Here is a 23206-nt window from a genome sequence, read left to right as displayed (position 1 = left end):
GTTGTTTTTTAAGGTAATTTTTGGCAATGCAGCAATTGAAATGAACTTGCGCTTTATAGCGTTTTTTCATAATTTTCTTAGCTTAAAGAAGCGGGGCTGAAATTTTGTTTCTTTTTTGGCTTTATCGATCTTGAGTGCACTGTTTACTCATGCTACCCATTGCGTCAAATAGAGTTCATCTATAATAAAATTACGCGGAGAATGGGCCTTGGCAGTCTTCCATGGTGGCAACTTAGCAGCCGCAGCACAGAGATTTTCTGTGCCTCAAGAAAAATGGGTCGATTTATCCACGGGTATTAACCCGCATCCTTATCCGATTCCACCGCTTGAACAGGACCATTGGGGCCGCCTTCCTGATCAAAAATTATTGCAAGATCTTAAAGAGGCGGCAGCCTTTTATTATGGTGTTGATGATCCTGAAAAAGTGATCCCGGTTTCTGGTACCCAGACTTTATTGCAGATTTTACCTCACTTGTTTGAAAAGCCTAAAAAGGTCCGCATCATTGGGCCAACTTATAAAGAACATGCCTATTGCTGGTCTTTAGCCGGGCATGATGTGATGGAAGTAGAGGATGTTTATGATGCCGCTGATGAGGCTGATATCCTGATTATTGTAAACCCGAATAACCCGACAGGCGATGTGTATGAGCCTGACTTTTTATTAGAACTCGCAGCAAAGCAGCATGCAAAAGGCGGCTACCTGATTGTGGATGGGGCTTTTTTAGATTGCAGACCAAGTCTTGATATCTCAAGCCATGCGGGCACAGATGGGTTGATTATCTTGCGCTCATTTGGCAAATTTTTTGGCCTTGCTGGTATCCGCCTTGGCTTTGTCTTAGCCGGTGGAAAACTGGCCGATCGCCTGAGGGATGGTATTGGGCCATGGGCTGTAAACGGGCCTGCAATGGAAATTGGTAAACGAGCTTTTCGCGATGTGGCATGGATCAAACAGACCCGTGCAGACCTTATAAAAGCAACCCAGCGTTTGGATGAAATTTTAGGTTCAGCGTCAATTGATGTTGTGGGGGGGACATCTTTGTTTCGTTATTGTCATCACCCTAAAGCTCCCCATATATTTGAAGGGCTTGGCAAACAAGGGGTGTTGGTTCGCCCGTTTGAAGACCGGGCACAATATTTACGCATTGGCCTTCCCGGTCCAGAAAAGCACTGGGCGATCTTGCAAGAAAGCTTAAAAGAACTTGACTTGTGAGCCAGATCACAGATTATCTGTTTTGATAAAATTATAATGTCTTTAAAGATAAAATTTCTAAGGTGCGAGAACGATGGCTTTATTTGAAGTAGCGATTTATAACGAGCTTGTTAAACGAGCCATGCAAAGTGGTGAACCCGCAGCCTATAGTGATGACTGGGCAGATACGCGCTATATTGAAGTCAGTGCACGTGATGAAATGGATGCGCGTCGTAAAGTTTTAGCCAAATACCCTAAAGACAAGGGCTTTGTTATTCGTGGCATTGGCCCTGCTTAAATAAAACTTAACAAATTGGTCTTACCATTATTCTTATCTTACGAATGAATAGATAGGAGGGTGGGACCATGTTCTCAGTCACGAGCGGAAATCAGAAAAACTTTGAAATCGGCATCTATAACCAAGAGGTGCGCGAATGTGTAAAAGAAAACAATCGTCATCTTGATTTTGGTGATGAGTGGGCCGATGTGCATTATCAAAGTGTTGTTGCCGAAACAAAAGACGAAGCCTTGGGCGTGATTAAAAATCGCTATCCTGCACAAAAGGGTTTTGTCATCGCCTCTTGTGCAGAAGCACGTTACGACTGTAAATTCTAAGCCTGTTTTGCGACTTCGTTTTCACGCAGTACATTGCGTTTGATTTTGCCTGTTGCTGTCATCGGCAGCGATGCGCAAAACTCAATATGGCGCGGATACTCATGTGGTGAAAGCCTGTCTTTGACAAAGTCGCGCAATGAGCTTTCAAGTGTTTCATCTTCTGAATAGCCATCTTTTAAAACGATAAAGGCTTTGATGGCTTCTGTGCGGATGGGATCGGGGATACCGACAACTGCACAGATTGAAACGGCTTCATGTTTGGTGAGGCAATCTTCGATCTCTGAGGGGCCGATGCGATAGCCTGCAGACGTGATCAGGTCATCATCACGCCCAACAAAGAAGATATAACCCTCTTCATCCCTATAGCCTTGATCGCCCATAATCAGCCAGCCGTTGCGATATTTTTTTTCTGTGGCCTCAGGGTTATCCCAATATTGCAGCAACATGACCGGATCATTTTTGCGAACGGCAATATCACCAACCTGCCCGTGAGGAACCTCTTGGCCTTGTCCATCAATGATAGCTACATCATGACCGGGAACGGGGCGTCCCATAGAGCCCGCTTTTGCCTCCATGAGGGCAGAGCAGTTTGAAACGACAAGATTGCATTCTGTCTGACCGTAATATTCATTTAAGCTCAGGCCGAATTCACGTTTGCCCCAATCCAGTAATTCTTCCCCCATGGGCTCACCCGCCACCGTGATGGTGCGCAGGCTCAGTTTATATGTCTCTTTGATGTTTTTAACATTGCGCATCAATTTTAAGGCCGTGGGCGGCATGAAGATATTGCGCACCTTGTGGCGTTCCATCAAGGATAAGGCAGCCTCTGGTTCAAACTTTTTAGCGCGATAGGCTAAAACTGGAATGCCATGATACCAAGCCCCCATCAAGATATTCATCAAACCACCAATCCATGCCCAATCCGCAGGTGTCCAAAAAAGGTCCTTTTCCTGTGGGGGGAATTCTTGGGGCATTTGCACACCCGGTATATGACCAAGCAACACGCGATGAGCATGAAGCGCGCCTTTTGGGTTTCCTGTTGTGCCTGAGGTATAAATGATCAGGGCTGGGTCTTCTGCTTTGGTTTTTACAGGGGTGAAGTGATCGCTTACACTGTTTAGGCAGTCGTATAGGTCATGGGCATCCTCAGCGCTTCCATCCACAAGAAAGACATATTCAAGGGCAGGGAGCTGATCGCGCAAAGGGATGATCTTTTGATAATTTTCCTGATCCGTGATCAGGACGCGTGCTTGTGAATTAGAGAGACGAAACTGCAAGGCCTCTTCTTGAAATAAGGTAAACAGCGGGATGGAAATAAAGCCCGCTTTCCATGCTCCAACATGGGTGCAGGCTGTCTCAATAGATTGGGAGAGCAAGACCGCAATCCGATCGCCTTTGTTGATGCCATATTGGCAAAAAAGATTGGCGAGCTGGTTGGAGAGGCTTTTAATTTCAGCAAAGCTATGATGTTGAACCTGTCCATTTTCCTCTTCAACAATCAGGGCTGTTTTTTCAGGGCTCGCATCTGCATGTACATCACAGACCGCAACACCCATGTTGAAGCTTTCAGGGATGTCCCAAGAAAAATGGTCGCAAAGGTCTTGATAGCTGCTTTTTTGTTTAAGCATTTTACTCTCCCCAAATTTTTAACAATTGTAGGGGAGGGGAACAGTTTTACAATCCCAATTACTACTTAGAAAAGCTTATTCAGGGTTCTCAAACAGCTCGTGTGCATAGATCCCGTCCAGCACGATCCCGTCATAGCCTTCTTTCATAATGCCATAAAGGAAGGACATGTTGTTGCCGTAAAGCACCTGATGCCAGCTTGGGTGCCAGTATTGCACGAGATATTTATCTGAGCTTGAAGGCGCGAGGTCTAAAACCCATGAGGGATTACCCATGCGCCAGTTTTCTTTCCAGTAATAGGCCCCAACGTCTGCTGCGCCAATATCGATATAGGCAAGAACAGGACGACGCGCGCCAAGCTTCTTAAATTGCATCTTGCGAACATTATGACGCCCAAGGGTTTGTGAGCGATGATGAAAAACAGGTGTGATCACCATATCATAATTCGTATTATGAATTTTCATGGCATATTCAGAAGCCGTCCCAAAGCGTGAAGAATCATCAATCAGCACATAGTTTTTAATGGATTGTGCATTGGTGATGGTATGGGCATTTTCTTTATAGGGGCGTTTAGGCCAGTTTGGCAGTTTGTTATTGCGCATGCCCATGCCCGGTGCAACGTAAGGAATAAACTTGTTCTTAGTAGCAAAACGAATGGCCTTATCCACATCCTTGGGCTTGGAGGCAAAATCAAGGGTGAAGACATTTAGCCCGGTATCTTTGGCAACCTGAAGGTCTTGTAAAATTTCACCTTGTTCTTTCTCGGTGAGGGCTTCACCAAAACCATCAAGCCCATAAGAAAGATTAGGCTGAATAACCCCATCAATGGTTTGCAGGTAAACAGAACTTGGTGAAGTGATCAGCTGGTCGACATCAATCACTTTGGTCAAGAGGCCACGCCCGCCTTTGGTCAGGACAATGAAATCACGTTTGAATTTGCGACCATATTTGGCAATATTTTGAACCAGCCTGCGCATCTCGTGGGAGTAATCAATATTTGGCCCGGTGTAGATCGCTTTTGAATCTTCTTCACCGTCGGTGAGAATTTTACCTTGTGAGATCACTTGGGCCGATGCTGTTGAAGAAAGCATTGTGAAAGCGACAAGCGCTGTTGTGCAAAATTTCAATACGGATCGTTTCATAGGACTCACGTTTAATTCAATTCCAACTTGTTGATGACTTCTTTGGCTATAGCTAGGCTAGAGGTCAATCCCGGTGATTCTATCCCAAATAAGTTTATAAAACCTAAAATACCATGATCCTTAGGCCCTTGAATAAGAAAATCTTTTGCCTCTCCATCCGGGCTTTGGATTTTGGGCCTGACACCTGAATAATCGGCCTGTAGGTCACCGTCTTTTAAAGCGGGCCAATAGTTTCTGATCGCCTCATAAAATTTATCGCCTCTGTGCGGGGCAACCTCATAGTTTATATGGTCCCCCTCATCTAACCATTCAACATCGGGGCCAAAACGTGCCTGTCCGCCCATATCAAGGGTGAGATGGACGCCCAATCCAGCTTTTTCCGGCACCGGATAAATCAGATGGGAAAAAGGTGCTTTAGTGGCAAGGGAGAAATAATTGCCCTTACAGTAATAGTCTTGCGGGATATGACTTTGAGGAAAACCTTCAATGAGGCGGGCCAGCTTAATAGCGTTTAGGCCAGCAGAATTAATTACGATATCAGCAGTGATTGACATGGGCGCATCACCGCCTGTGTGCAGGCTAATCACACCATCTTTAATCTGCCCACCTGTTATGGGGCTGTTAAGGGCAAGTATGGCACCGTGGTCTTCAGCCTCACCTTGTAGGGCCAGCATATAGGCATGGGTATCAATAATCCCTGTGGAAGGCGAGAGCAGGGCCGCCTCGGCTTTAAGGGCAGGTTCTTTTTGTAAGACTTCTTCTTTATCCAGCCAGATGAGGTCATCAACACCATTATCAGATGCTTTTCTCTTAATGGCTTTTAGGGCCTCAACTTGTTCAGCGCTTGAGGCCACAATCAGCTTGCCGAGTTTTTTATAAGGCACGCCATGACTATCACAAAACTCATAGAGCATATGTTTGCCTTCAACGCAGAGGCGGGCTTTCAGGCTGTCTTTGGGGTAATAAATGCCCGCATGGATGACTTCACTATTGCGTGAACTGGTGCCCATTCCGATGGCTTTATCAGCCTCAATAATGATAACCTCTTTACTAGTAAGTGCCAGTGCACGTGCGCATGCCAGCCCGACAACACCGGCACCGATGACCACGGCATCAACATGTTCACTCATTTGTTTTGTCCTTTATTTATATGCTGGCGAACTATAGGAGAATATCGTGTTTAGTCTAAAGAAAATTTTATGGCTTTTGTTCTTCTTTTTAAATGTCGCACCCGTTTCAGCGGACCCAAATTTTTGGAAATATGAGTGGCCCAAGACGGATTTTTCCAAATCATCTGTTGAGTTTATTGAAATCCTCTCAGGTGGCCCGCCCAAAGACGGTATCCCTGCCATTGATCATCCCCAGTTTATTGAGATGAACAAACTGTCAGGCTTAAATGAGCGCGAAGGGGTGATCACGGTTGAATGGGCAGGTGAGGTTCGGGTGTATCCTTTGCGTATTTTAATGTGGCATGAGATCGTGAATGACACTATTGGGGGCGTGCCTGTCTCAGTAACCTATTGCCCATTATGTAATAGCGCAATTGTGTTTGAACGCAAGTTGCTTGATGGACGTGTGTTAGATTTTGGCACCACAGGTAAGTTGAGGAATTCTGACCTTGTTATGTATGACCGCCAGACAGAAACATGGTGGCAACAATTTACCGGACAAGCCATTGTCGGGGAGCTCTTGGGCACAGCATTGTCGATCATTCCCTCACGTCTTGAAAGCTGGGCGGCATTTAAGGAACGCCATCAATCCGCATTGGTATTGATCCCGAGCGACCCAAAGGCACGACAATATGGGCGCAACCCTTATGTGGGGTATGCCAAATCGGCTCGTCCATTTTTATATGGGGGAGAGATGCCCAAAGGCATTGCGCCCATGGCCCCCGTGCTTGTTGTGGGAAATAAGGCGTGGGCGATTGAGTATGTGAAAGCGCAGAAAACCATTCAAGCTGATGGCCTCACCATTACATGGAAAAGCGGCCAAGCTTCAGCCCTAGAAGGTAAAACGGTTTTTCAGGGCAGTGACCTTGGCAATGTTACAGTGCAAAAAAACGGCCATGACGTGGCTTATCATTTGAGCTTTGCCTTTGCTTATCACGCTTTTTATCCCAATGGTGAAATCATCAAATAAGATCAAAAATGTTTGAGGTGTTCTTCAGCAGGGAGTTGATTGATGCTCATGAAATCTTTGAAGCGGGCAATGTTTAAAAGTCGCTCTACATGATCATGGGCGTTTCTGACATGAAGCTCAATTTCATGTTGTTTAAAGCTCTCATGGGCATGCATGAAAAAGCCAAGACCTGCAGAATCTAATTGGGTACAGTCGAATAAATCAAGAATGCAGGTTTTTGCTTTTGACGAGGCCATGTTCTCAATCATTTCTTTAAATAGGTCATGATCAAGAAAGCTGATTTTTCCTGAAATATAGACGATACATTCATCGCCTTGTTCTCTTACGCTGATATCCATTTTCTATCACTTTCGCCATTAAATGACCCTGTCCATAAAAGATATATGGGGTGATAAAATATGATGTTAATGCGGAAGGTTACTTAAGTGGTTTTTCTAGGCCTTGCTCTTTAATCACGCGTTCTGCTTTTTCAGTCGCGGTTTCTTTTTTATTGCTTTCAAGGTCTTTCATATATTCAATCACGCTCATGGCAACGGCGTTATATTGTGCAGGTTTTTTTTCTTCCAGCGCTAAGGTATAGATGCCGCTACAGTTTTTCTGGGCGAGCTCGTTTTCTTTTTCCCATTTCTTTTCAACCAGTTTGATAAAACGGGTCAGATAACCCGGCTGTGTTGCCTCAATGCCTTCACGCGCAGAAAAATGATGAACGAGGTTGAGCATGGTTTCCACCTTGTCACCACGATCTAGTTTTTTGAAAACACTGGTGCATCCAATGGCACTGTAAAGAAAGCCTTCTTCTTTGCTGGCATGTTCACTTTGCCATAAAATAAAAGCGGAAATGCCGCCAAAAAATACAAAAAATGCAAGGACAAACAGGATGGATTTTTTCATTGGAAGGGCCATTTGGTAAATTAGATTGGGCAGACCCTACTGTGTTCCTTGCCAAAACACAAGCTGTCACACTACATTAGGGCGTAAATATATAGATGAAAAAAGATCGGTCTGAACATGTGTTCTGAAATTGTCAAATCTGTCTGCCCCCATGATTGTCCAAGTGTCTGCCCTTTAGAGGTGGAGCGTTTAGGCCCAAAGCGTATTGGCAAAGTCAAAGGGAGCCCGGCTAACGCCTTTACGGCAGGGATTATTTGCGGAAAAGTCGCGCGCTATAGCGAACGAATACATCATGGTCAGCGCCTGCTTTATCCTATGAAACGAGTCGGTAAAAAAGGCTCAGATAATTTTAAACGTATTACGTGGGATGAGGCACTGGAAACAGTTGCTAAAAACCTGCTGCGTGTAGAGCGCGAACATGGGGCAGAAGCGGTTTGGCCGTTTTATTATGCAGGTACCATGGGCCATGTGATGCGCGATGGCATTAACCGTCTGCGCCACGTTAAAGGCTATAGCGGTATGCAAGGCACCTATTGTACGGCATTGAGCGGACCGGGTTGGGAGGCCGGATGTGGCACAAAACGCGGCAGTGATGTTCTGGAAATGGAAAAGTCCGACCTGATTGTCATTTGGGGCTTAAATGCGGTTTCCAGCCAGATCCATCTGATGACCCATGTGATTAAGGGTATTCGCAATGGGGCAAAGCTGGTTGTTGTTGACCCTTATCAAAATAAAACAGCTGATAAAGCGCATCTTCATTTGCCTCTTCGCCCGGGAACGGATGGGGCGCTGGCCTGTGCGGTCATGCATGTTTTGTTTGAAGAAGGCTACGCCGATAAGGCCTATCTGGAAAAATACACTGATCTTCCCAAAGAGTTTGAAGAACATTTAAAAACAAAAACACCTGAATGGGCCTCTGAAATAACCGGATTGGCAGCCCATACCATTGAAGCCTTTGCCCGTCTTTATGGCAGCTCAAAAAAGACTTTTTTGCGTGTGGGACATGGGATGACGCGCTCGCGCAATGGTGCGCATAATATGCATGCGGTTTCTTGCCTGCCTGCAGTGACAGGGGCATGGCAGTATGAAGGCGGTGGTGCACTTTATGGACAAGGTGATTTAGCGCAGCTTGATACAACCTTGATTGAAGGAAAAGATGTTAAAAACCCGGATGTGCGCATGTTGGATCAATCGCGCATTGGCGAGATTTTAACAGGTCATGAAGGTGCGCTTAAAGGCGGGCCTGAGGTTAAGGCTCTTTTCATTCAAAATACCAATCCTGTTGCCGTTGCTCCAGACAGCTCAGCTGTGCGCAAAGGCTTTATGCGTGATGATTTGTTTGTCTGTGTACATGAACAATTTATGACCGAAACGGCAAAGATGGCTGATATCGTCTTACCGGCAACCATGTTCTTAGAACATGATGATATCTATACGGCGAGTGCGCATTGTACATTGCAGGTCGCAAAATCTGTCATCAGTCCAGCGGGGGCGTGTAAGTCGAACCATCAGGTGATTTGTGAGCTGGCGAAAAAGCTTGGCGCACAACATAAGGGGTTTGATCTCAGTGCGCTTGCCATTGTTGAAGAGACATTGAAGAAGTCTGGCTATCCCAATGTGGCCGACATTATTGCGACAACAGGGCATGATCTGAGCTTACCGTTTGAAGAGGCGCATTTTCTTAATGGCTTTGCCCATCCTGATGGAAAATTCCGTTTTAAACCGGATTGGTCTTCATTAGGGCCAAGGGGGGAGACGATGCCAGAATTTCCCGATCATTGGGATGTGATTGACGAAGTGGATAAAGAAAAACAGTTTCGCTTAATCACACCACCATCACAAAACTTCCTTAATTCATCCTTTAGTGAGACCAAGACATCGCGCATTAAAGAGCGTTGCCCTGAAGCATTGATTAATCAGCGTGTTATGCGTAAATTAGGACTTGTTGAAGGAGACTTGGTGCGTGTCGGTAATGAGCTGGGCAGTGTTTTGTTAAATGCGGTATCGGCAAAGAACCAACATGAAGACACGGTTGTGGTTGAAGGGATTTGGCCCAATTCATCCTTTTTGGAAGGGCGTGGCATTAACACACTGGTTTCGTCCGAACCGGGCTATCCAAACAATGGCGCGGTTTTTCATGATACGGCTGTATGGTTGAGGGCACATAAGTAATGGCAGCGCATGTCATCGTTTTAGGTAATGAAAAAGGTGGTACGGGTAAATCAACGGCTGCCATGCATATTATCGTCGCTTTGTTAGACCAAGGCCTTAAGGTCGGCAGTATGGACCTGGACCTGCGCCAAGGTACCTTATCGCGCTATCTTGAAAACCGTATTCATAATGAGCGCACCTTGCTCATCCCCAATCATATCCGTATTGAAAAAGATGATGGGACTTTTCGCGGCTCGTTCCAGCAACTTTATGACACACAAGATGTGATGGTGATTGATACGCCTGGGCATGATACACCCTTGGGGGCAGAGGTGCATTCTTATGCCGATACGCTAATCACGCCTTTAAATGACAGTTTTATCGATCTTGATGTTTTAGCGCAGGTTGATGGGCAAACGATGAAAATCAAACGTCCAAGCCATTATGCTGAAACGGTATGGAAACACCGCCAGATGAAAGCCATGAGTCAAAATGGAGCCCATGTGGACTGGATTGTTATGCGCAATCGCTTGAGCCACTTAGATGCACGCAACAAGCGGGATATGGAAGTCTTGATTGGTGAATTTGCCAAACGTATGGGCTGTCGTGTGGTTTCCGGTTTTGGGGAGCGGGTGATTTATCGTGAGTTGTTCTTGAAAGGGTTGACCATGATGGACATGTCAGGGGATGAGCTCTCTATGTCTCATATCGCTGCGCGCCAAGAAGTGAGAAACCTTCTTGAAGCCATGCAACTTCCCTGTTTGCAAAGTTAAGGAAGAAAGAACGCCCATGTTCCATTTGCTCTTTATCTTGCTGATACTGGCCTTCTTTTATGTGCTGGTGAAATGGTATGTTCAGGCCCGTCCGCGCGATGTGCTCACTGTTGCCAAATGGATTGGCATCATCTTTGTTTCCTTATTGATCATTCGCTTGCTCTTTAGTGGAAAGTTCTGGCTTGCAATGGCGGCCTTGCCAGCTTTGTTTGTCTGGTTTGAACGTTTTAGAACTTTGTTTCATATCGGCAAAACAGTACGCGGTTGGTATAAAGGCGAAGCGCCTTCCCAACAACAAGCACCACCTCCACCCCCGCAACAAGAGGGACGCTCTTTTATGAGCCGGGAAGAGGCGCTGGATCTGTTTGGCCTTGAAGAAGATGCAACAGCCCCAGAAATAAAAGCGGCCTATCATCGCCTTATTGCACAGGTGCATCCTGATAAGGGAGGCTCTGATTATCTGGCAGCAAAGATTAATCAGGCAAAGGATATTCTTTTGAATGGCTAGGTTGCTGTTGTTGCTCTGTCTATCCCTTCTTCCTTTAAAGGCTCATGCGACAGACTTTTGCGATATGGATACCATGCTGGCTTCTTATAAAGCGGCCTTTAATCGCCAAAAATTAGGCGATTTGGAAAGTGCACATAACAGCTTTAAGAAACTGGCAAAAGCAGCGGTTGCGCCTGCCCAACGCCATGTGGCGCAATATTTTTTAGAAGAGTCCCGCGCGGATATGGCACTGGAAAATGCCATCATGTGGGCGCAGTTGGCTGCATGGGGCGGGGATGAAAAAGCCAAAACTATTTTAAAGCAAGCCGTTGAGTCTGCACGCCATAGTGTGAGTGAGGCAGGTCTAAGATGGGCTGCGCAATGGCGCCCTGAAGATACCAGCTGTTTTGTCGGTGAAGCTGCAAAAATTGATGACGATGATTTTCAAATTGTCGGGCGCTTTCCTGTGGTTCGCCATGAAAATGTCGATGAAGAAGTCTTTGCCGCCATGGTGACGCGCCTTTCTCAGGCCTTGGAAAATGTCACTAAAGTTGCTGTTTATTTTACTCCATTGATTGATTTGATCCCAGCTTTTGAAGTGATTGAAGGCGAGGGCACAGATCGTTTTATCCAGTGGGATGCAGATAATGACTGGATAAAAGTTTCCAGCGGTTTTTTACAAGATAGTTCGCCAAGGCAATTGGCCTACAGTCTGGTGTTAACCGTGCAACGCAGGTTGTTTAGCCTGATCAAGGATGCGAGTTTTGCCGATCAGGTGGGAACTCATTATGGTAAAATAAAAATTTATGGATCGCTTTATGGGGATGTGCGCACAAAACGGTTTTTAAAACTGTTTAAAGAGGCCATTAAAGAGGTGCGCAAGCTGCCGGTCGTCTTGCGCGATAAGGTGAATTACCTTGATGAAATTCACTATATGCCGCCCTCGCGCTATCATGCGATCCGCCTTGCCAGTACAAAGCGTTTTGCCCTTTATGATCATGTGCGCAGTGGGCCAGAAAAGCGCATGATGATTGTTGCACAAAAAATGGCCTTTGAAGAAGTTGACCAGATTATTTTAGAGCTCGTACGTGTGGGCCATCAAGCACAACAACATACCTATATTGAAGGTATGCGTGGACAAGTTGATGGTAAAAAGCGTGAAAATGCCATCCTCAAAGCCCTTGAAGGTGATATGCAAGGTGTAGCAGAAGCCTTCACCAAAACAACAGCCAAGAAAAAGAAAGAAGTAGCACATTGGGATAAGGCTGGGCCGGATGGAATTGCAAAGCTTTATTGTGAGAGCGTCAATGCCCAAGTAAAAGCTGCTATTGCCCTGAAAATACATGAAAATCGTTTCAGCCGGACGGTGGATTTAAAAAACTGCAAGAAGGCGAGAGCGGCGTGGCGAACCTATAGAAGTACTGAAACAAAAAAATAGTATCATTTTTGGCATGGGTTTACTTGCTTTAAGCAGGGGGTTGTGGCACAAAACCGTGTTTAAAAAGTTTGATGTCTAGGGGAAAACTATGACCAAGCCTGTCAGGAAAGCTATATTCCCGGTTGGAGGACTAGGTACGCGCTTCCTTCCTGCAACCAAAGCAATGCCAAAAGAGATGTTGCCTGTTGTGGATAAGCCTTTGATTCAATACGCTGTTGAAGAAGCGATTGAAGCGGGTATTGAACAATTTATTTTTGTTACGGGCCGTGGCAAAACAGCGCTTGAAGATCATTTTGATCATTCCCACGAACTAGAAGATACGCTTCTTGGCAAAGGTAAAACCGAAATCCATAAAACGGTTCTGGATATTTTACCAAAGCCGGGCTCTGTTTTTTATACCCGCCAGATGAAGCCAAATGGCCTTGGTCATGCGGTTTGGTGCGCTAAAGAACTCATCGGGGATGAGCCTTTTGCGGTTTTATTAGCTGATGATTTGGTCTTGGCGCAGGATAAATGCTGCCTGAGCCAAATGATTGATGTTTATAACGAGACGGGTGGCAATGTGGTTGCCATTGAAGAAGTGCCTCGTGAGGAAACCAATAAATATGGTGTGCTGGATGTGACTGAAGATGACGGTCGTATCGCACAGGCACAGGGGCTGGTTGAAAAGCCTGCACCAGAAGATGCCCCTTCAAACCTTTCAATTATTGGTCGCTACATTTTGCAGCCTGAAGTGTTTGCCCAACTGGACAAACAAGAACGTGGCGCAGGTAATGAAATTCAGTTAACTGATGCCATGGCGAAAACCATTCCTGATGTGGACTTTAGAGGTTTGCGTTTTGAAGGGCGTCGTTTTGATTGTGGCTCAAAACTTGGTTTTATTGAAGCCAATCTTGCTTTTGCCCTTGATCGTGATGATCTGCGCGATGGTGTGCAGAAAATCATTTCCGATTTGAATACATAATTTTTGACTATAACGCGTTAAGGAAATCCCATGCGTATTGCTATGATCGGTACCGGATATGTTGGACTCGTCTCCGGTGCATGTTTTTCAGAATTTGGTACGAACGTTGTCTGCGTTGATAAAGACGAGACAAAAATCAACAAACTGCATGAGAACATCATGCCGATCTTCGAGCCGGGTCTTGATAAGCTGGTCGAAAATAACGTTTCTGGTGGTCGCCTAGAGTTTACCACTGATTTGAAAGAAGCCGTTCAAAGCGCTGATGCGGTCTTTATTGCGGTGGGGACACCAACACGCCGTGGTGATGGCCATGCTGACCTGTCATACGTTTATGGTGCGGCTAAAGAAATTGCTGAAGCCATGGACGGCTATACAGTGGTTGTGACAAAATCAACCGTTCCTGTGGGCACGGGTGATGAGGTTGAGCGTATCATTCGTGAAACACGCCCAGATGCGGATTTTGATGTGGTGTCAAACCCAGAATTCTTGCGTGAAGGGTCTGCTATTGAAGATTTCATGCGTCCTGATCGTGTGGTTATCGGTACAGAAAGTGAGCGCGCACAAGAAGTGATGCGTCAACTTTATCGTCCATTATTTTTAATTGAAACACCGATCCTCTTTACACAGCGCCGCACATCAGAGCTGATTAAATATGCAGCTAATACTTTCCTTGCTGCTAAAATCACTTTCATCAATGAAATTGCTGATTTGTGTGAAGAAGTGGGGGCCGATGTACAGGCCGTTTCTAAAGGGATTGGCCTTGATGGTCGTATCGGTAAGAAATTCTTGCACGCAGGGCCGGGTTATGGCGGTTCTTGCTTCCCAAAAGACACATTGGCTTTGGTGAAAACAGCCCAGCAATATGGTCGCCCGTTGAAGATTATCGAAACGGTTGTTGATGTGAATGAACAGCGCAAAAAGCAAATGGCTGAAAAAGTCATTAAAGCCTGTGGTGGCTCAGTTGATGGCAAGAAAATCGCAGTTCTTGGTGTGGCATTTAAGCCAAACACAGATGATATGCGCGATTCACCAAGCTTGGATATCATTCCAGCCCTTCAAGAAGCAGGTGCTTCTGTTGCGGCCTTTGACCCAGAAGCCATGGGTGAAGCCAAAGAAATGCTTTCTGGCGTGGACTGGAAAGAAAATTCCTATGACACAATGGATAATGCCGATGCGTTGGTCTTGATCACAGAGTGGAATGAATTTCGTATGCTTGATCTGGATCGTGTGAAAGGCTTGTTGAACGCACCGGTCATGGTTGACCTGCGCAACGTTTATAACCGTCAGGAAATGAAGGATGCAGGTTTTGATTATACCTGTATTGGTCGTCCTAAACTGGAAGACTAATCATTTCTCAAGTCATTTGTGCCCCTGTGAAAGCAGGGGCCTTTTTTTTAAGTACTTCCTGCGATGTTGCGCAGGATAAAATATCGAGGCTATTGTCATGACACAAATTAACCCAAATATTCTGCGTGAATATGATATCCGCGGCATTGTTGGTGATAATTTCACTGAAGAGGTTGTTGAAACTTTGGGCCGTGCCTTTGGTACGCGCATCAAGCGTGCAGGTGGAAAGTCGGTTTGTGTCGGCTATGATGGTCGTTTAAGCTCCCCCGGTCTTGCCGCCGCCGCTGTAAGAGGCATGATGGCCTGTGGTTTAACCGTATATGAAGTCGGGCGTGGTCCAACGCCGATGCTATATTATTCCACCTATGCCTTAGAAGCTGATGCGGGCCTGATGATCACAGGCTCACATAACCCACCGGATTATAACGGCATTAAGATGATGCTTTCTGGCCTGTCTTTCTTTGGTGCTGATATTCAGGACTTGGGCAAAATCGCGGCTGAAGGTGATTTTGAAACAGGGCAGGGCAGCTCAGAGCAACGCCCCATGCTTAATGACTATGTTGAACGCATCACATCTGATTTTAAAGCAGGGCGTGAGCTGAAAATCGCATGGGATGCAGGTAATGGTGTGGCAGGTGAGGCCATGACCATGATGTGTGATAAGCTGCCCGGTGAGCATCATTTGATGTATGCCGATATTGATGGCAACTTCCCCAACCACCACCCAGACCCAACCGTTGAGAAAAACCTTGCTGACCTTAAAGAAATGGTCATTGCAAAGGGCTGTGACCTCGGTATCGCCTTTGATGGGGATGGCGACCGTATCGGTGTGGTCGATAGTCAAGGCCGCGTGTTGTGGGGCGATCAGTTGATGGTCATTTGGGCCAAAGAAATCCTGTCGCGCAAACCCGGCTCAACCATCATTGCCGATGTGAAAGCCTCCCAAGTTCTCTTTGATGAAGTCGCCCGCATGGGTGGCGAGCCACAAATGTGGAAAACGGGTCATTCCCTGATTAAATCAAAAATGAAAGAGCTTGAGTCACCCTTTGCAGGTGAGATGAGTGGTCATATCTTCTTTAAAGATGGATTTTATGGCTTTGATGATGCGCTTTATGCCGCTATTCGTTTGCTCTCCATCCTGACTCAAACGGATGAAAAACTGGATGATATGCTGGATGCCATGCCTAAGATGGTCAATACACCAGAAATTCGTTTTGATTGCCCAGAAGAGCGTAAATTCGATGTGGCAGATGAAGTGAAAGAACGCCTTAACGGGGCAAGCGATGTGCAGGTGATTGATGTAGACGGCGTTCGCGTTGTCTCTGATGATGGCTGGTGGCTGTTGCGCGCCTCTAACACTCAGCCCGTGCTTGTGGCACGTTGTGAGGCAAAAGATGAGGCCGGGCTCGCTAAGTTAAAAGCAGAATTGGTCAAGCAGCTTGAAACCAGCGGAATTGACGCCCCTGACTTTTAAATCCTTGAAGATAGGTCATGCTGGCAAAGGCCAGTAGCAAAACAAGAAAAAAGGCCCTCAAATATGGGGCCTTTTTTTATGCTTTAGCGGCTGGCAACTTGTGTGCCTTTGGCTCTGAATACCATGCAGGGATGGCGCATTTTCTTGAGTGCGCGACATGCCCGATAGGCTTCGCGTTTTTCAACCCCAACAACGCGGGCGCGATAGACTTTCTTACTGCCATTTTTTAAGGGAACAACTTTTGTTTTGGCACCTGTTAAATAACTTGGGGCGCGTTTGATCGCGGCTTTGGCCTGAACGCGGGCTTTCTTGATGGTATTAAAAGCACCAACTTGCACACCCCAGGCGGTTGAGCGACGTTTGGACGCAATTTCATAAGCACGCTTTTGTTGCTTGGCTTTTTTCTTCTGCTTATAAGCCGCCATCATCTTAGGGTCGAGTTTGGTAAAGCCCTTATCAAGGATTTTTGCCATATGGGTATTGCGGCGATTAGCGGTTTTGCCCCCAAAGACCACACCGATGAGGCGGTGACCACCACGCTTTACAGATGTGACCAGGTTAAAGCCAGAAGCACGGATATAGCCGGTTTTAATACCATCCATCCCGTCATATTTTTTCATCAGCTTATTGTGGTTACCGTATGTGCGCCCTTTATAGGACCATTTGGTCGTCTTGAAGTATTTGTAATATTGTGGGTAACGTTTCCAAAGTTCATTGCCCAATGTGGCCATATCGCGCGCTGTACTGAGCTGGCGGCGATTTGGCAGGCCAGAGGCATTGCGAAAGTTTGTGCTTTTCATGCCGATTTGGCGCGCACGTTTTGTCATTAACTTGGCAAATTCCCATTCCGTACCACCAAGGGCTTCCCCAACAACAGTGGCAACGTCGTTTGCCGACTTGGTGACAAGGGCATAGATCGCATCTTCAACACGAATGTGGCTGCCTGCTTTTAGGCCAAGGCGAGATGGCGGCTGCCATGTTGCTTTTCTGGAAACACGCAGTTTGGTGTTTAAGGTGACTTTCTTTTGCTCAAGCGCTTCAAACAACATGAACAGGGTCATCATTTTTGTCAGCGAAGCTGGATAATTACGTGTATCAGCATTGACAGAATGAAGCACACGCCCCGTATCCGCATCCATCACGAAAGAGGCGTATTTGGCATGTGAGTGGGACGATAGCAAGACTCCCACAGTTAAAAGAGCCAGAAGCCCTAGCTTTGTGAGGCACTTTTTCGCCGATGTGTGCGCTTTATTTTTTGATGTTATCATCATTGTTAGGAAGCCTATGTCATTCCGCAAAAGACGTCGAGTCATTAAACCTTGATAGCCAGTTTGCCCATAGTTTGATAAACAAAGGGTAAACGTGGTGAGAAGGAGTAGAAAAAATGTCCATGTTAAGGTTCTTTTTTGCCTGTCTGTTGGTCATTTTTGCCGCCTCCTGTACCTATCAAGGTAAAGGAAGTGACCCGATTACAAAGAAATTCACATGGTTTAGCTATGTGAACGGGGATGACATACGCAAGGCCTGTGCCAATTTGGGTGCTGATCGTTACCGTTTTGTCTATAACGGAGTCTATCAACATCAAACGCGTACCTATGACGTGTTTTTTCATGCAAAAAAGATTGTGATGCATGTTGCAGGTGCTGCAAATGTTAAAAAACTGGATTTACATGACCTGCTTGCGCCATGGCGCGGCGTGCGTGAAGAACTTGTCGTTGGGGATAAGGAACTCTCACAGATTAAAAGGGCTTTGGGTGCAAGTGCTGCACTGCAACCAACAAAGACAGGTCTGAGGCTGTATTCTGATAAGTTTTACTGGACCGTTGCTGCCTGTGTAGAAGGTAAAATGCATTTTAATGCTTATGCTTGGCCCTCAACTGAATGGGAGACAATGCAGTTTGATGATGTGCTTCTCGCCCTGGATGTAACCTCTGTACCCGTTGAAGAACCTAGAGTTCTAACCGATATTGATATTTGGGGGAGCTCACAAGAGGCTGATCCCTTTTTGATTGAGCTGGGTGATAATGGCCTTGTCGGGTTTGAAGGGGGCTCTGTTAAATAAAATTTTTGCTGCAGTGCAAAATTTTCTATTGACCTTGTGATTTAGTGTGGTATTGTTAGATTAATGCTGCAATGCAAAACGCGTTCAGCGAGTGTTTTTCTAAAGACAATGCGTTTTCGCTGATGAGGTTGACAATGACTACAACGGATAACAAAGCTCCTGCTGCTAAGAAGCCAGCTGCACCTGCTAAACCTGCTGCTAAAAAGGCACCTGCTGCAAAGCCAGCCGCCGCCCCTAAAGCAACAGCTCCTAAAGCTGAGTCAAAACCAGCTGCCAAGCCTGCGCCTAAAGCGCCTGCTGCTAAAAAAGTTGAAGCAGAACCTGTTTCTAAGGCTCCTGCTGCTGCGCCTGCAAAGGCTGCGTCCAAGCCTGCCCCTAAAGCTGCTGAAAAAGTAGAAGCACCTGCTTTTGAAGCTCAAGTAGAACAAATCTCCACACAAATTCAAGAAGGTTACAACGAAATGTTTGAATTCGGTAAAGAACAAATGGAAAAATTCTTTAAATTTGACGGCGCTGAAGCGTTTAAAAATGTAGACACATTCAAGTCTGTTGAAGATGCAATGGCTTTCTCTAAAGAGAACGTGGACGCTTTTGTTAAGTCTTCTTCTATCGCTGCTAAAGGCGTTCAGGATGTTGCTTCTTTGGTTGCTGAAATTACAAAATCTTCTATCGAAGGTAACGTTGAAGCTTCTAAGAAAGTTTTCGAATGTAAAACTCCACAAGAAGTTGCTGAGTTGCAAGCTGAGCTGATGAAAGCTGGCTACGAAAAAATGGTTGCTGATGCGACACGCATTTCTGAAGCTTCTACTAAGATTGCTGAAGAAGCTGCGAAGCCTTTGCAGGCTCGTATCGAAGCTGGCGTTGAAAAAATCAACGAAAAAGCTGCTTAATTCAGCTTTAAGCTTTACGCTTTTTAATAAAGATGCCCGATTGGTTTGACCGATCGGGCATTTTTTGTGATCAAAGGGGTTTCATCCTTGGCAAAACAGACTAATATTATAGACAAGAAATAATGATTGACCCTTCGCGGCTAGGAATAATGAGTAACAAAGATCATAAATATGATGACGACGGTGATGTTGGAGTTGCGGTTAAGACGCGTTCCAAAACCAAAAAACCGTCTATGTATAAAGTGTTGTTGTTGAATGACGACTACACACCGATGGAATTCGTCGTTCATGTGTTGGAAAAATTCTTCCGCAAAAATCAGGAAGAAGCCACACAGATTATGCTGCATGTCCATACCAAAGGGGTGGGGATTTGTGGTGTCTTCACTTACGAAGTGGCTGAGACCAAAGCCTCTCAGGTGATGGATCTCGCACGACAACATCAACATCCGCTGCAATGTTCAATCGAAAAAGACTAGTCAATAATAAGAATTGAAGGGAACGCCAAGATGCTATCAAGAAACTTAGAACAGACCCTTCATCGCGCTTTGGCACAGGCAAGTGACCATCGCCATGAAATGGCAACGCTAGAACATTTGCTTTTGGCCTTGATTGATGACCCCGATGCGGTGGCTGTCATGCGTGCTTGTGATGTTTCCATTAATCAATTGCGCGAAGATATCGGCATTTTTTTAGAAGAAGAGCTTAACGATTTGCGCAGTGAGACGCCTGTTGAGCCCTCACCAACAGCAGGTTTTCAACGTGTTGTGCAGCGTGCAGCCATTCATGTGCAATCTTCTGGTCGCGAAGAAGTGACGGGCGCAAACGTTCTTGTTGCGCTGTTTTCTGAGCGCGAATCCCATGCGGTTTATTTCCTTTCAGTCCAAGAAATGACGCGCCTTGATTGTGTAAACTATATTTCTCATGGCATTGCAAAAGTGCCGGGCCTTTCTGAAGATCGTGCGGTTCATGGTGCGGATGAGGATGATGAAGAAGATGAGAACAGCAATGAGGATGGTGCAAAGGCACTGGATACCTATTGCGTAAATCTCAATGAAAAGGCCCTTGAAGGGAAAATAGACCCATTAATTGGGCGCAGTGCAGAGTTAGATCGCACCGTTCAAGTCTTATGTCGGCGCAGTAAAAATAACCCGCTTTATGTGGGGGACCCCGGTGTGGGTAAAACAGCCATTGCAGAAGGCTTGGCTTTAAAAATTACCAAAAAGCAGGTGCCCGAAGTGCTGGATGAAGCCATCATCTATGCGCTTGATATGGGATCATTATTGGCGGGGACACGTTATCGCGGTGATTTTGAAGAACGCCTTAAAGCGGTTGTGAAAGAGCTGGAAGAGCGCCCCCATGCGGTTCTCTTTATTGATGAAATCCATACGGTGATTGGGGCAGGGGCCACAAGTGGTGGGGCTATGGATGCCTCAAACCTTCTCAAACCTTCTCTTGCCAGTGGCTCGTTGCGCTGCATCGGTTCAACCACTTATAAAGAATATCGCAGCCATTTTGAAAAAGACCGTGCGCTTGTGCGGCGTTTTCAAAAAATTGATGTGGTGGAACCTTCCATTGATGATGCGGTGAAAATCCTGCGCGGTTTAAAACCTTATTATGAAGAACATCATAAAGTGCGTTATACCAACGATGCGCTGAGCGCGGCGGTGGAGCTTTCTGCACGTTATATTGGGGATCGAAAGCTTCCTGATAAAGCCATTGATGTAATCGATGAGGTCGGTGCCTCGCGCATGTTATTGCCTGAAAGCAAACGTCGTAAAACCGTGACGGTTAAGGATGTGGAAGATACGGTCGCGAAAATTGCCCGCATCCCGCCAAAGTCGGTTTCCAGTGATGATAAAGAGACATTGCGCTCCCTTGAAACAGATTTAAAACGCATGGTCTTTGGCCAAAATGAAGCGATTGATCGCCTTTCAACAGCTATTAAACTATCGCGCGCGGGTTTGCGTGAACCAGATAAGCCGATCGGCAGTTACCTGTTTTCTGGCCCAACGGGCGTAGGTAAAACCGAAGTGGCGCGCCAGCTTTCCATGACATTGGGTGTGGAGCTCAAACGTTTTGATATGTCTGAATATATGGAACGTCATTCCGTCTCACGCCTGATCGGTGCCCCACCGGGATATGTGGGCTATGATCAAGGTGGCTTGCTTACAGATGGTGTGGATCAACATCCCCATTGCATTGTTTTGCTTGATGAAATTGAAAAGGCTCACCCAGACCTGTTTAATATTCTATTGCAGGTGATGGATCACGGTAAGCTGACCGATAATAACGGTAAAACCATTGATTTTAGAAATGTCATTTTGATCATGACGACAAATGCGGGCGCAGCTGATCTGGCGAAAAATGCCATTGGTTTTGGTCGTGAAAGCCGTGAAGGTGAAGATAAAGAAGCCATTGAAAAGCTCTTCACACCAGAATTTAGAAACCGTCTTGATGCCATCGTTCCTTTTGCCAATCTGGCACCGGAAGTGGTCGGCAAGGTGGTTGATAAATTCATTATGGAGCTAGAAGGCCAGTTGGCGGATCGCGGTGTTGAATTCCAACTCACACCAGCTGCGCGTAAGTGGTTGAGCAAGAAGGGCTATGATAAGCTTTATGGGGCACGTCCTTTAAGCCGGGTTATTCAGGAACATATCAAAAAGCCACTGGCAGAAGAACTGCTCTTTGGTAAGCTGGTCACAGGTGGTCTTGTGAAGGTCAAAATTGACGATAATAAAATCGCCTTTGACTTCCCTCAAGATGAGCTGGAAAAAAAGCCTAAGCGCAAGACCAAAGGCAAAGTTCCTGTCGTTGCAAAATAAAATGTTTGCTTTGCGAACAATAATATGAGTAGATATATCTAAAGTGTCATCCTCGCTTAAGGCGGGGATGATCTGTTTTATAGGTAACAGAAGGCGCTCATAATGTTCGATAATTGCTTAGATGATATTCTTGTTCTAGACCTTTCCCAATATATTCCGGGCCCTTTCGCGACAATGACCCTTGGTGATCTGGGGGCCGAGGTGATCAAGATTGAGCCGCCCTTTGGTGACCCCATGCGCGACGCTTTTATGCAAGGCGAAGATGGGATATCTCCACTTTATAAGCAATTAAACGCGGGTAAGAAGGTTGTGAAAATCGATCTTAAATCCGATGGCGGTAAAGAGGCCTTGCGCGCCTTGGTTAAAAAAGCTGATGTGCTGCTGGAATCTTTTCGCCCCGGTGTGATGGGGCGGCTTGGTTTTGATCCAAAAGCTTTGAAAGAGCTTAATCCGAAACTCATCCATTGCGCGCTTTCCGGTTATGGCCAAACTGGGCCTTATGCGCAAACCGCAGGTCATGATATGACCTATGTTGCCCTTACTGGTGCGCTTTCACAAACCGGTCATCCCGATGTTGGGCCTGTGCCCATTTTCCCGCCACTTGCAGACCATAGTGGCGCTATGCAAGCGGTCAGTTCGATCCTTGCGGCTTTATTTCGCCGTGAAAGAACAGGCAAGGGGGCTTTTATTGATGTTAGCTTGTTTGAAGCGGCCTTAAGCTGGAATTATCTCAGTCTCACCCCTGCGGGGCATGGTCTTGAGGTTGATGCTTGTGGGCAAGGTGAGCTCACAGGTGGGGCGGCGGCTTGGTATGGCATTTATGAAACAAAAGATAATCGCTTTTTTGCCTTTGCCCCGATTGAGCCCAAGTTCTGGCAGAATTTCTGCAAAGCGGTGGGGCGTGATGATCTTTTGGCGCGCCATATGGAAGCCCAACCCCAAACCGATTTGATCAAGACTTTGCGTGATTTCTTTAAAACCAAAACTTTGGCACAATGGTCTGAGGTTTTATTGCCTGCTGATTGCTGCATGGAACCAATTCATACCCCTGATGAGGTTTTAAACCACCCCCATGTGAAAGAGCGACAAATTGCTTTTGGCAATGAAATTAGATATCCGGCATGGGTGGACCATCAACCACCCAAAACACGTGTGCCGATGATTGAATGTGATATTTCCGATCTATTGTAAAACGG

Annotated in this window: 22 protein-coding genes; 16 read left to right on the top strand and 6 right to left on the bottom strand. The window is 46.1% G+C overall.

The features are described 5' to 3' along the window. Nucleotides 1–208 precede the first annotated feature (208 nt). The 3 genes from cobD to MTBPR1_RS02345 all read left to right on the top strand — a co-directional run bounded on the left by cobD (nt 209) and on the right by MTBPR1_RS02345 (nt 1804). The gene (gene cobD, locus MTBPR1_RS02355; RefSeq protein WP_165602597.1) at nt 209–1210 is read left to right on the top strand and encodes a threonine-phosphate decarboxylase CobD; all 1002 of its coding nucleotides are present in this window, start codon (nt 209–211) and stop codon (nt 1208–1210) included. Between the two features lie 73 nt (nt 1211–1283). Further along, nucleotides 1284–1487, top strand: coding sequence for a hypothetical protein (locus tag MTBPR1_RS02350; RefSeq protein ID WP_069185918.1), 204 nt, complete (start codon nt 1284–1286; stop codon nt 1485–1487). A 68-nt stretch (nt 1488–1555) separates the two neighbouring features. After that, nucleotides 1556–1804 carry a hypothetical protein gene (locus MTBPR1_RS02345; protein WP_069185917.1) on the top strand — a complete coding sequence of 83 codons (249 nt, stop codon included), beginning with the start codon at nt 1556–1558 and terminating at the stop codon, nt 1802–1804. Here the strand turns inward: MTBPR1_RS02345 and MTBPR1_RS02340 are convergent. The 3 genes from MTBPR1_RS02340 to MTBPR1_RS02330 all read right to left on the bottom strand — a co-directional run bounded on the left by MTBPR1_RS02340 (nt 1801) and on the right by MTBPR1_RS02330 (nt 5702). After that, on the bottom strand, nt 1801–3432 hold the full coding sequence (locus MTBPR1_RS02340) for an acyl-CoA synthetase (RefSeq protein WP_069185916.1): 1632 nt from the start codon (nt 3430–3432) through the stop codon (nt 1801–1803). The genes MTBPR1_RS02345 and MTBPR1_RS02340 overlap by 4 nt on opposite strands. Before the next feature lie 75 nt (nt 3433–3507). After that, a complete protein-coding gene (locus MTBPR1_RS02335; protein ID WP_069185915.1) occupies nt 3508–4572 on the bottom strand; it encodes a hypothetical protein in 1065 nt (354 codons plus the stop codon). An 11-nt stretch (nt 4573–4583) separates the two neighbouring features. Further along, nucleotides 4584–5702, bottom strand: coding sequence for an NAD(P)/FAD-dependent oxidoreductase (locus tag MTBPR1_RS02330; RefSeq protein ID WP_069185914.1), 1119 nt, complete (start codon nt 5700–5702; stop codon nt 4584–4586). Nucleotides 5703–5748: 46 nt separating this feature from the next. On the opposite strand from MTBPR1_RS02330, the gene MTBPR1_RS02325 reads away from it, so the two are divergent. Next, complete coding sequence (locus tag MTBPR1_RS02325; RefSeq protein WP_240492847.1) at nt 5749–6711, top strand: DUF3179 domain-containing protein; 963 nt, start codon at nt 5749–5751, stop codon at nt 6709–6711. 2 nt (nt 6712–6713) lie between these two features. Here the strand turns inward: MTBPR1_RS02325 and MTBPR1_RS02320 are convergent, their stop codons facing one another. Further along, nucleotides 6714–7049, bottom strand: coding sequence for an STAS domain-containing protein (locus MTBPR1_RS02320; protein ID WP_069185913.1), 336 nt, complete (start codon nt 7047–7049; stop codon nt 6714–6716). A gap of 79 nt (nt 7050–7128) precedes the next feature. Further along, nucleotides 7129–7602 (bottom strand): hypothetical protein, encoded by a 474-nt coding sequence (locus MTBPR1_RS02315; protein WP_069185912.1) that lies wholly within the window; start codon nt 7600–7602, stop codon nt 7129–7131. A gap of 117 nt (nt 7603–7719) precedes the next feature. Here MTBPR1_RS02315 and MTBPR1_RS02310 point away from each other — a divergent pair, with 117 nt between their 5' ends. The 7 genes from MTBPR1_RS02310 (at nt 7720) to pgmG (ending at nt 16236) form a co-directional block, all read left to right on the top strand. Then, nucleotides 7720–9774 carry a molybdopterin-dependent oxidoreductase gene (locus MTBPR1_RS02310; protein ID WP_069185911.1) on the top strand — a complete coding sequence of 685 codons (2055 nt, stop codon included), beginning with the start codon at nt 7720–7722 and terminating at the stop codon, nt 9772–9774. After that, nucleotides 9774–10526, top strand: coding sequence for a division plane positioning ATPase MipZ (locus MTBPR1_RS02305; RefSeq protein WP_069185910.1), 753 nt, complete (start codon nt 9774–9776; stop codon nt 10524–10526). Before MTBPR1_RS02310 ends, MTBPR1_RS02305 begins: the two co-directional genes overlap by 1 nt. A 16-nt stretch (nt 10527–10542) precedes the next feature. Further along, nucleotides 10543–11034, top strand: coding sequence for a J domain-containing protein (locus MTBPR1_RS02300; protein ID WP_069185909.1), 492 nt, complete (start codon nt 10543–10545; stop codon nt 11032–11034). Further along, the gene (locus MTBPR1_RS02295) at nt 11027–12451 is read left to right on the top strand and encodes a hypothetical protein (protein WP_126464951.1); all 1425 of its coding nucleotides are present in this window, start codon (nt 11027–11029) and stop codon (nt 12449–12451) included. Before MTBPR1_RS02300 ends, MTBPR1_RS02295 begins: the two co-directional genes overlap by 8 nt. A gap of 88 nt (nt 12452–12539) precedes the next feature. Next, nucleotides 12540–13415 (top strand): UTP--glucose-1-phosphate uridylyltransferase GalU, encoded by an 876-nt coding sequence (galU, locus tag MTBPR1_RS02290; protein ID WP_069185907.1) that lies wholly within the window; start codon nt 12540–12542, stop codon nt 13413–13415. 30 nt (nt 13416–13445) lie between these two features. Further along, nucleotides 13446–14762 carry a UDP-glucose dehydrogenase family protein gene (locus MTBPR1_RS02285; protein ID WP_069185906.1) on the top strand — a complete coding sequence of 439 codons (1317 nt, stop codon included), beginning with the start codon at nt 13446–13448 and terminating at the stop codon, nt 14760–14762. 97 nt (nt 14763–14859) lie between these two features. Then, on the top strand, nt 14860–16236 hold the full coding sequence (gene pgmG, locus MTBPR1_RS02280) for a phosphoglucomutase/phosphomannomutase PgmG (RefSeq protein WP_069185905.1): 1377 nt from the start codon (nt 14860–14862) through the stop codon (nt 16234–16236). Between the two features lie 83 nt (nt 16237–16319). On the opposite strand, the gene MTBPR1_RS02275 is transcribed toward pgmG, so the two are convergent. Beyond that, on the bottom strand, nt 16320–17426 hold the full coding sequence (locus tag MTBPR1_RS02275) for a D-alanyl-D-alanine carboxypeptidase (RefSeq protein WP_240492849.1): 1107 nt from the start codon (nt 17424–17426) through the stop codon (nt 16320–16322). Between the two features lie 194 nt (nt 17427–17620). Between MTBPR1_RS02275 and MTBPR1_RS02270 the strand changes: the two genes are divergently transcribed. From MTBPR1_RS02270 to MTBPR1_RS02250, 5 genes are all read left to right on the top strand, one after another. After that, the gene (locus MTBPR1_RS02270) at nt 17621–18298 is read left to right on the top strand and encodes a hypothetical protein (RefSeq protein ID WP_069185904.1); all 678 of its coding nucleotides are present in this window, start codon (nt 17621–17623) and stop codon (nt 18296–18298) included. Between the two features lie 71 nt (nt 18299–18369). Continuing rightward, complete coding sequence (locus MTBPR1_RS18045) at nt 18370–19188, top strand: phasin family protein (protein ID WP_165602596.1); 819 nt, start codon at nt 18370–18372, stop codon at nt 19186–19188. A gap of 149 nt (nt 19189–19337) precedes the next feature. After that, nucleotides 19338–19664 (top strand): ATP-dependent Clp protease adapter ClpS, encoded by a 327-nt coding sequence (gene clpS, locus MTBPR1_RS02260; RefSeq protein WP_069185902.1) that lies wholly within the window; start codon nt 19338–19340, stop codon nt 19662–19664. A gap of 30 nt (nt 19665–19694) precedes the next feature. After that, nucleotides 19695–22010 (top strand): ATP-dependent Clp protease ATP-binding subunit ClpA, encoded by a 2316-nt coding sequence (gene clpA, locus MTBPR1_RS02255; protein WP_069185901.1) that lies wholly within the window; start codon nt 19695–19697, stop codon nt 22008–22010. A gap of 102 nt (nt 22011–22112) precedes the next feature. After that, the gene (locus MTBPR1_RS02250) at nt 22113–23201 is read left to right on the top strand and encodes a CaiB/BaiF CoA transferase family protein (protein ID WP_069185900.1); all 1089 of its coding nucleotides are present in this window, start codon (nt 22113–22115) and stop codon (nt 23199–23201) included. The last annotated feature ends 5 nt before the right edge of the window (nt 23202–23206 follow it).

Source organism: Candidatus Terasakiella magnetica (assembly GCF_900093605.1).
Lineage (GTDB): Bacteria > Pseudomonadota > Alphaproteobacteria > Rhodospirillales > Terasakiellaceae > Terasakiella > Terasakiella magnetica.
Note: the sequence above shows the minus strand (reverse complement) of the source record. Positions and strands in the feature narration are given on the sequence as shown.

Excerpts from the sequence above, each read along its gene's own strand:
- galU (WP_069185907.1), top strand. The coding sequence starts at position 12,540 with ATGACCAAGCCTGTCAGGAAAGCTATATTCCCGGTTGGAGGACTAGGT.
- MTBPR1_RS02300 (WP_069185909.1), top strand. The coding sequence starts at position 10,543 with ATGTTCCATTTGCTCTTTATCTTGCTGATACTGGCCTTCTTTTATGTG.
- MTBPR1_RS02345 (WP_069185917.1), top strand. The coding sequence starts at position 1,556 with ATGTTCTCAGTCACGAGCGGAAATCAGAAAAACTTTGAAATCGGCATC.
- MTBPR1_RS02270 (WP_069185904.1), top strand. The coding sequence starts at position 17,621 with ATGTCCATGTTAAGGTTCTTTTTTGCCTGTCTGTTGGTCATTTTTGCC.
- MTBPR1_RS02295 (WP_126464951.1), top strand. The coding sequence starts at position 11,027 with ATGGCTAGGTTGCTGTTGTTGCTCTGTCTATCCCTTCTTCCTTTAAAG.
- MTBPR1_RS02310 (WP_069185911.1), top strand. The coding sequence starts at position 7,720 with ATGTGTTCTGAAATTGTCAAATCTGTCTGCCCCCATGATTGTCCAAGT.
- clpS (WP_069185902.1), top strand. The coding sequence starts at position 19,338 with ATGAGTAACAAAGATCATAAATATGATGACGACGGTGATGTTGGAGTT.
- MTBPR1_RS02285 (WP_069185906.1), top strand. The coding sequence starts at position 13,446 with ATGCGTATTGCTATGATCGGTACCGGATATGTTGGACTCGTCTCCGGT.
- MTBPR1_RS02320 (WP_069185913.1), bottom strand. The coding sequence starts at position 7,049 with ATGGATATCAGCGTAAGAGAACAAGGCGATGAATGTATCGTCTATATT.
- clpA (WP_069185901.1), top strand. The coding sequence starts at position 19,695 with ATGCTATCAAGAAACTTAGAACAGACCCTTCATCGCGCTTTGGCACAG.
- MTBPR1_RS02330 (WP_069185914.1), bottom strand. The coding sequence starts at position 5,702 with ATGAGTGAACATGTTGATGCCGTGGTCATCGGTGCCGGTGTTGTCGGG.
- MTBPR1_RS02340 (WP_069185916.1), bottom strand. The coding sequence starts at position 3,432 with ATGCTTAAACAAAAAAGCAGCTATCAAGACCTTTGCGACCATTTTTCT.
- MTBPR1_RS02315 (WP_069185912.1), bottom strand. The coding sequence starts at position 7,602 with ATGAAAAAATCCATCCTGTTTGTCCTTGCATTTTTTGTATTTTTTGGC.
- MTBPR1_RS02335 (WP_069185915.1), bottom strand. The coding sequence starts at position 4,572 with ATGAAACGATCCGTATTGAAATTTTGCACAACAGCGCTTGTCGCTTTC.
- MTBPR1_RS02305 (WP_069185910.1), top strand. The coding sequence starts at position 9,774 with ATGGCAGCGCATGTCATCGTTTTAGGTAATGAAAAAGGTGGTACGGGT.
- pgmG (WP_069185905.1), top strand. The coding sequence starts at position 14,860 with ATGACACAAATTAACCCAAATATTCTGCGTGAATATGATATCCGCGGC.
- MTBPR1_RS02250 (WP_069185900.1), top strand. The coding sequence starts at position 22,113 with ATGTTCGATAATTGCTTAGATGATATTCTTGTTCTAGACCTTTCCCAA.
- MTBPR1_RS18045 (WP_165602596.1), top strand. The coding sequence starts at position 18,370 with ATGCAAAACGCGTTCAGCGAGTGTTTTTCTAAAGACAATGCGTTTTCG.
- MTBPR1_RS02350 (WP_069185918.1), top strand. The coding sequence starts at position 1,284 with ATGGCTTTATTTGAAGTAGCGATTTATAACGAGCTTGTTAAACGAGCC.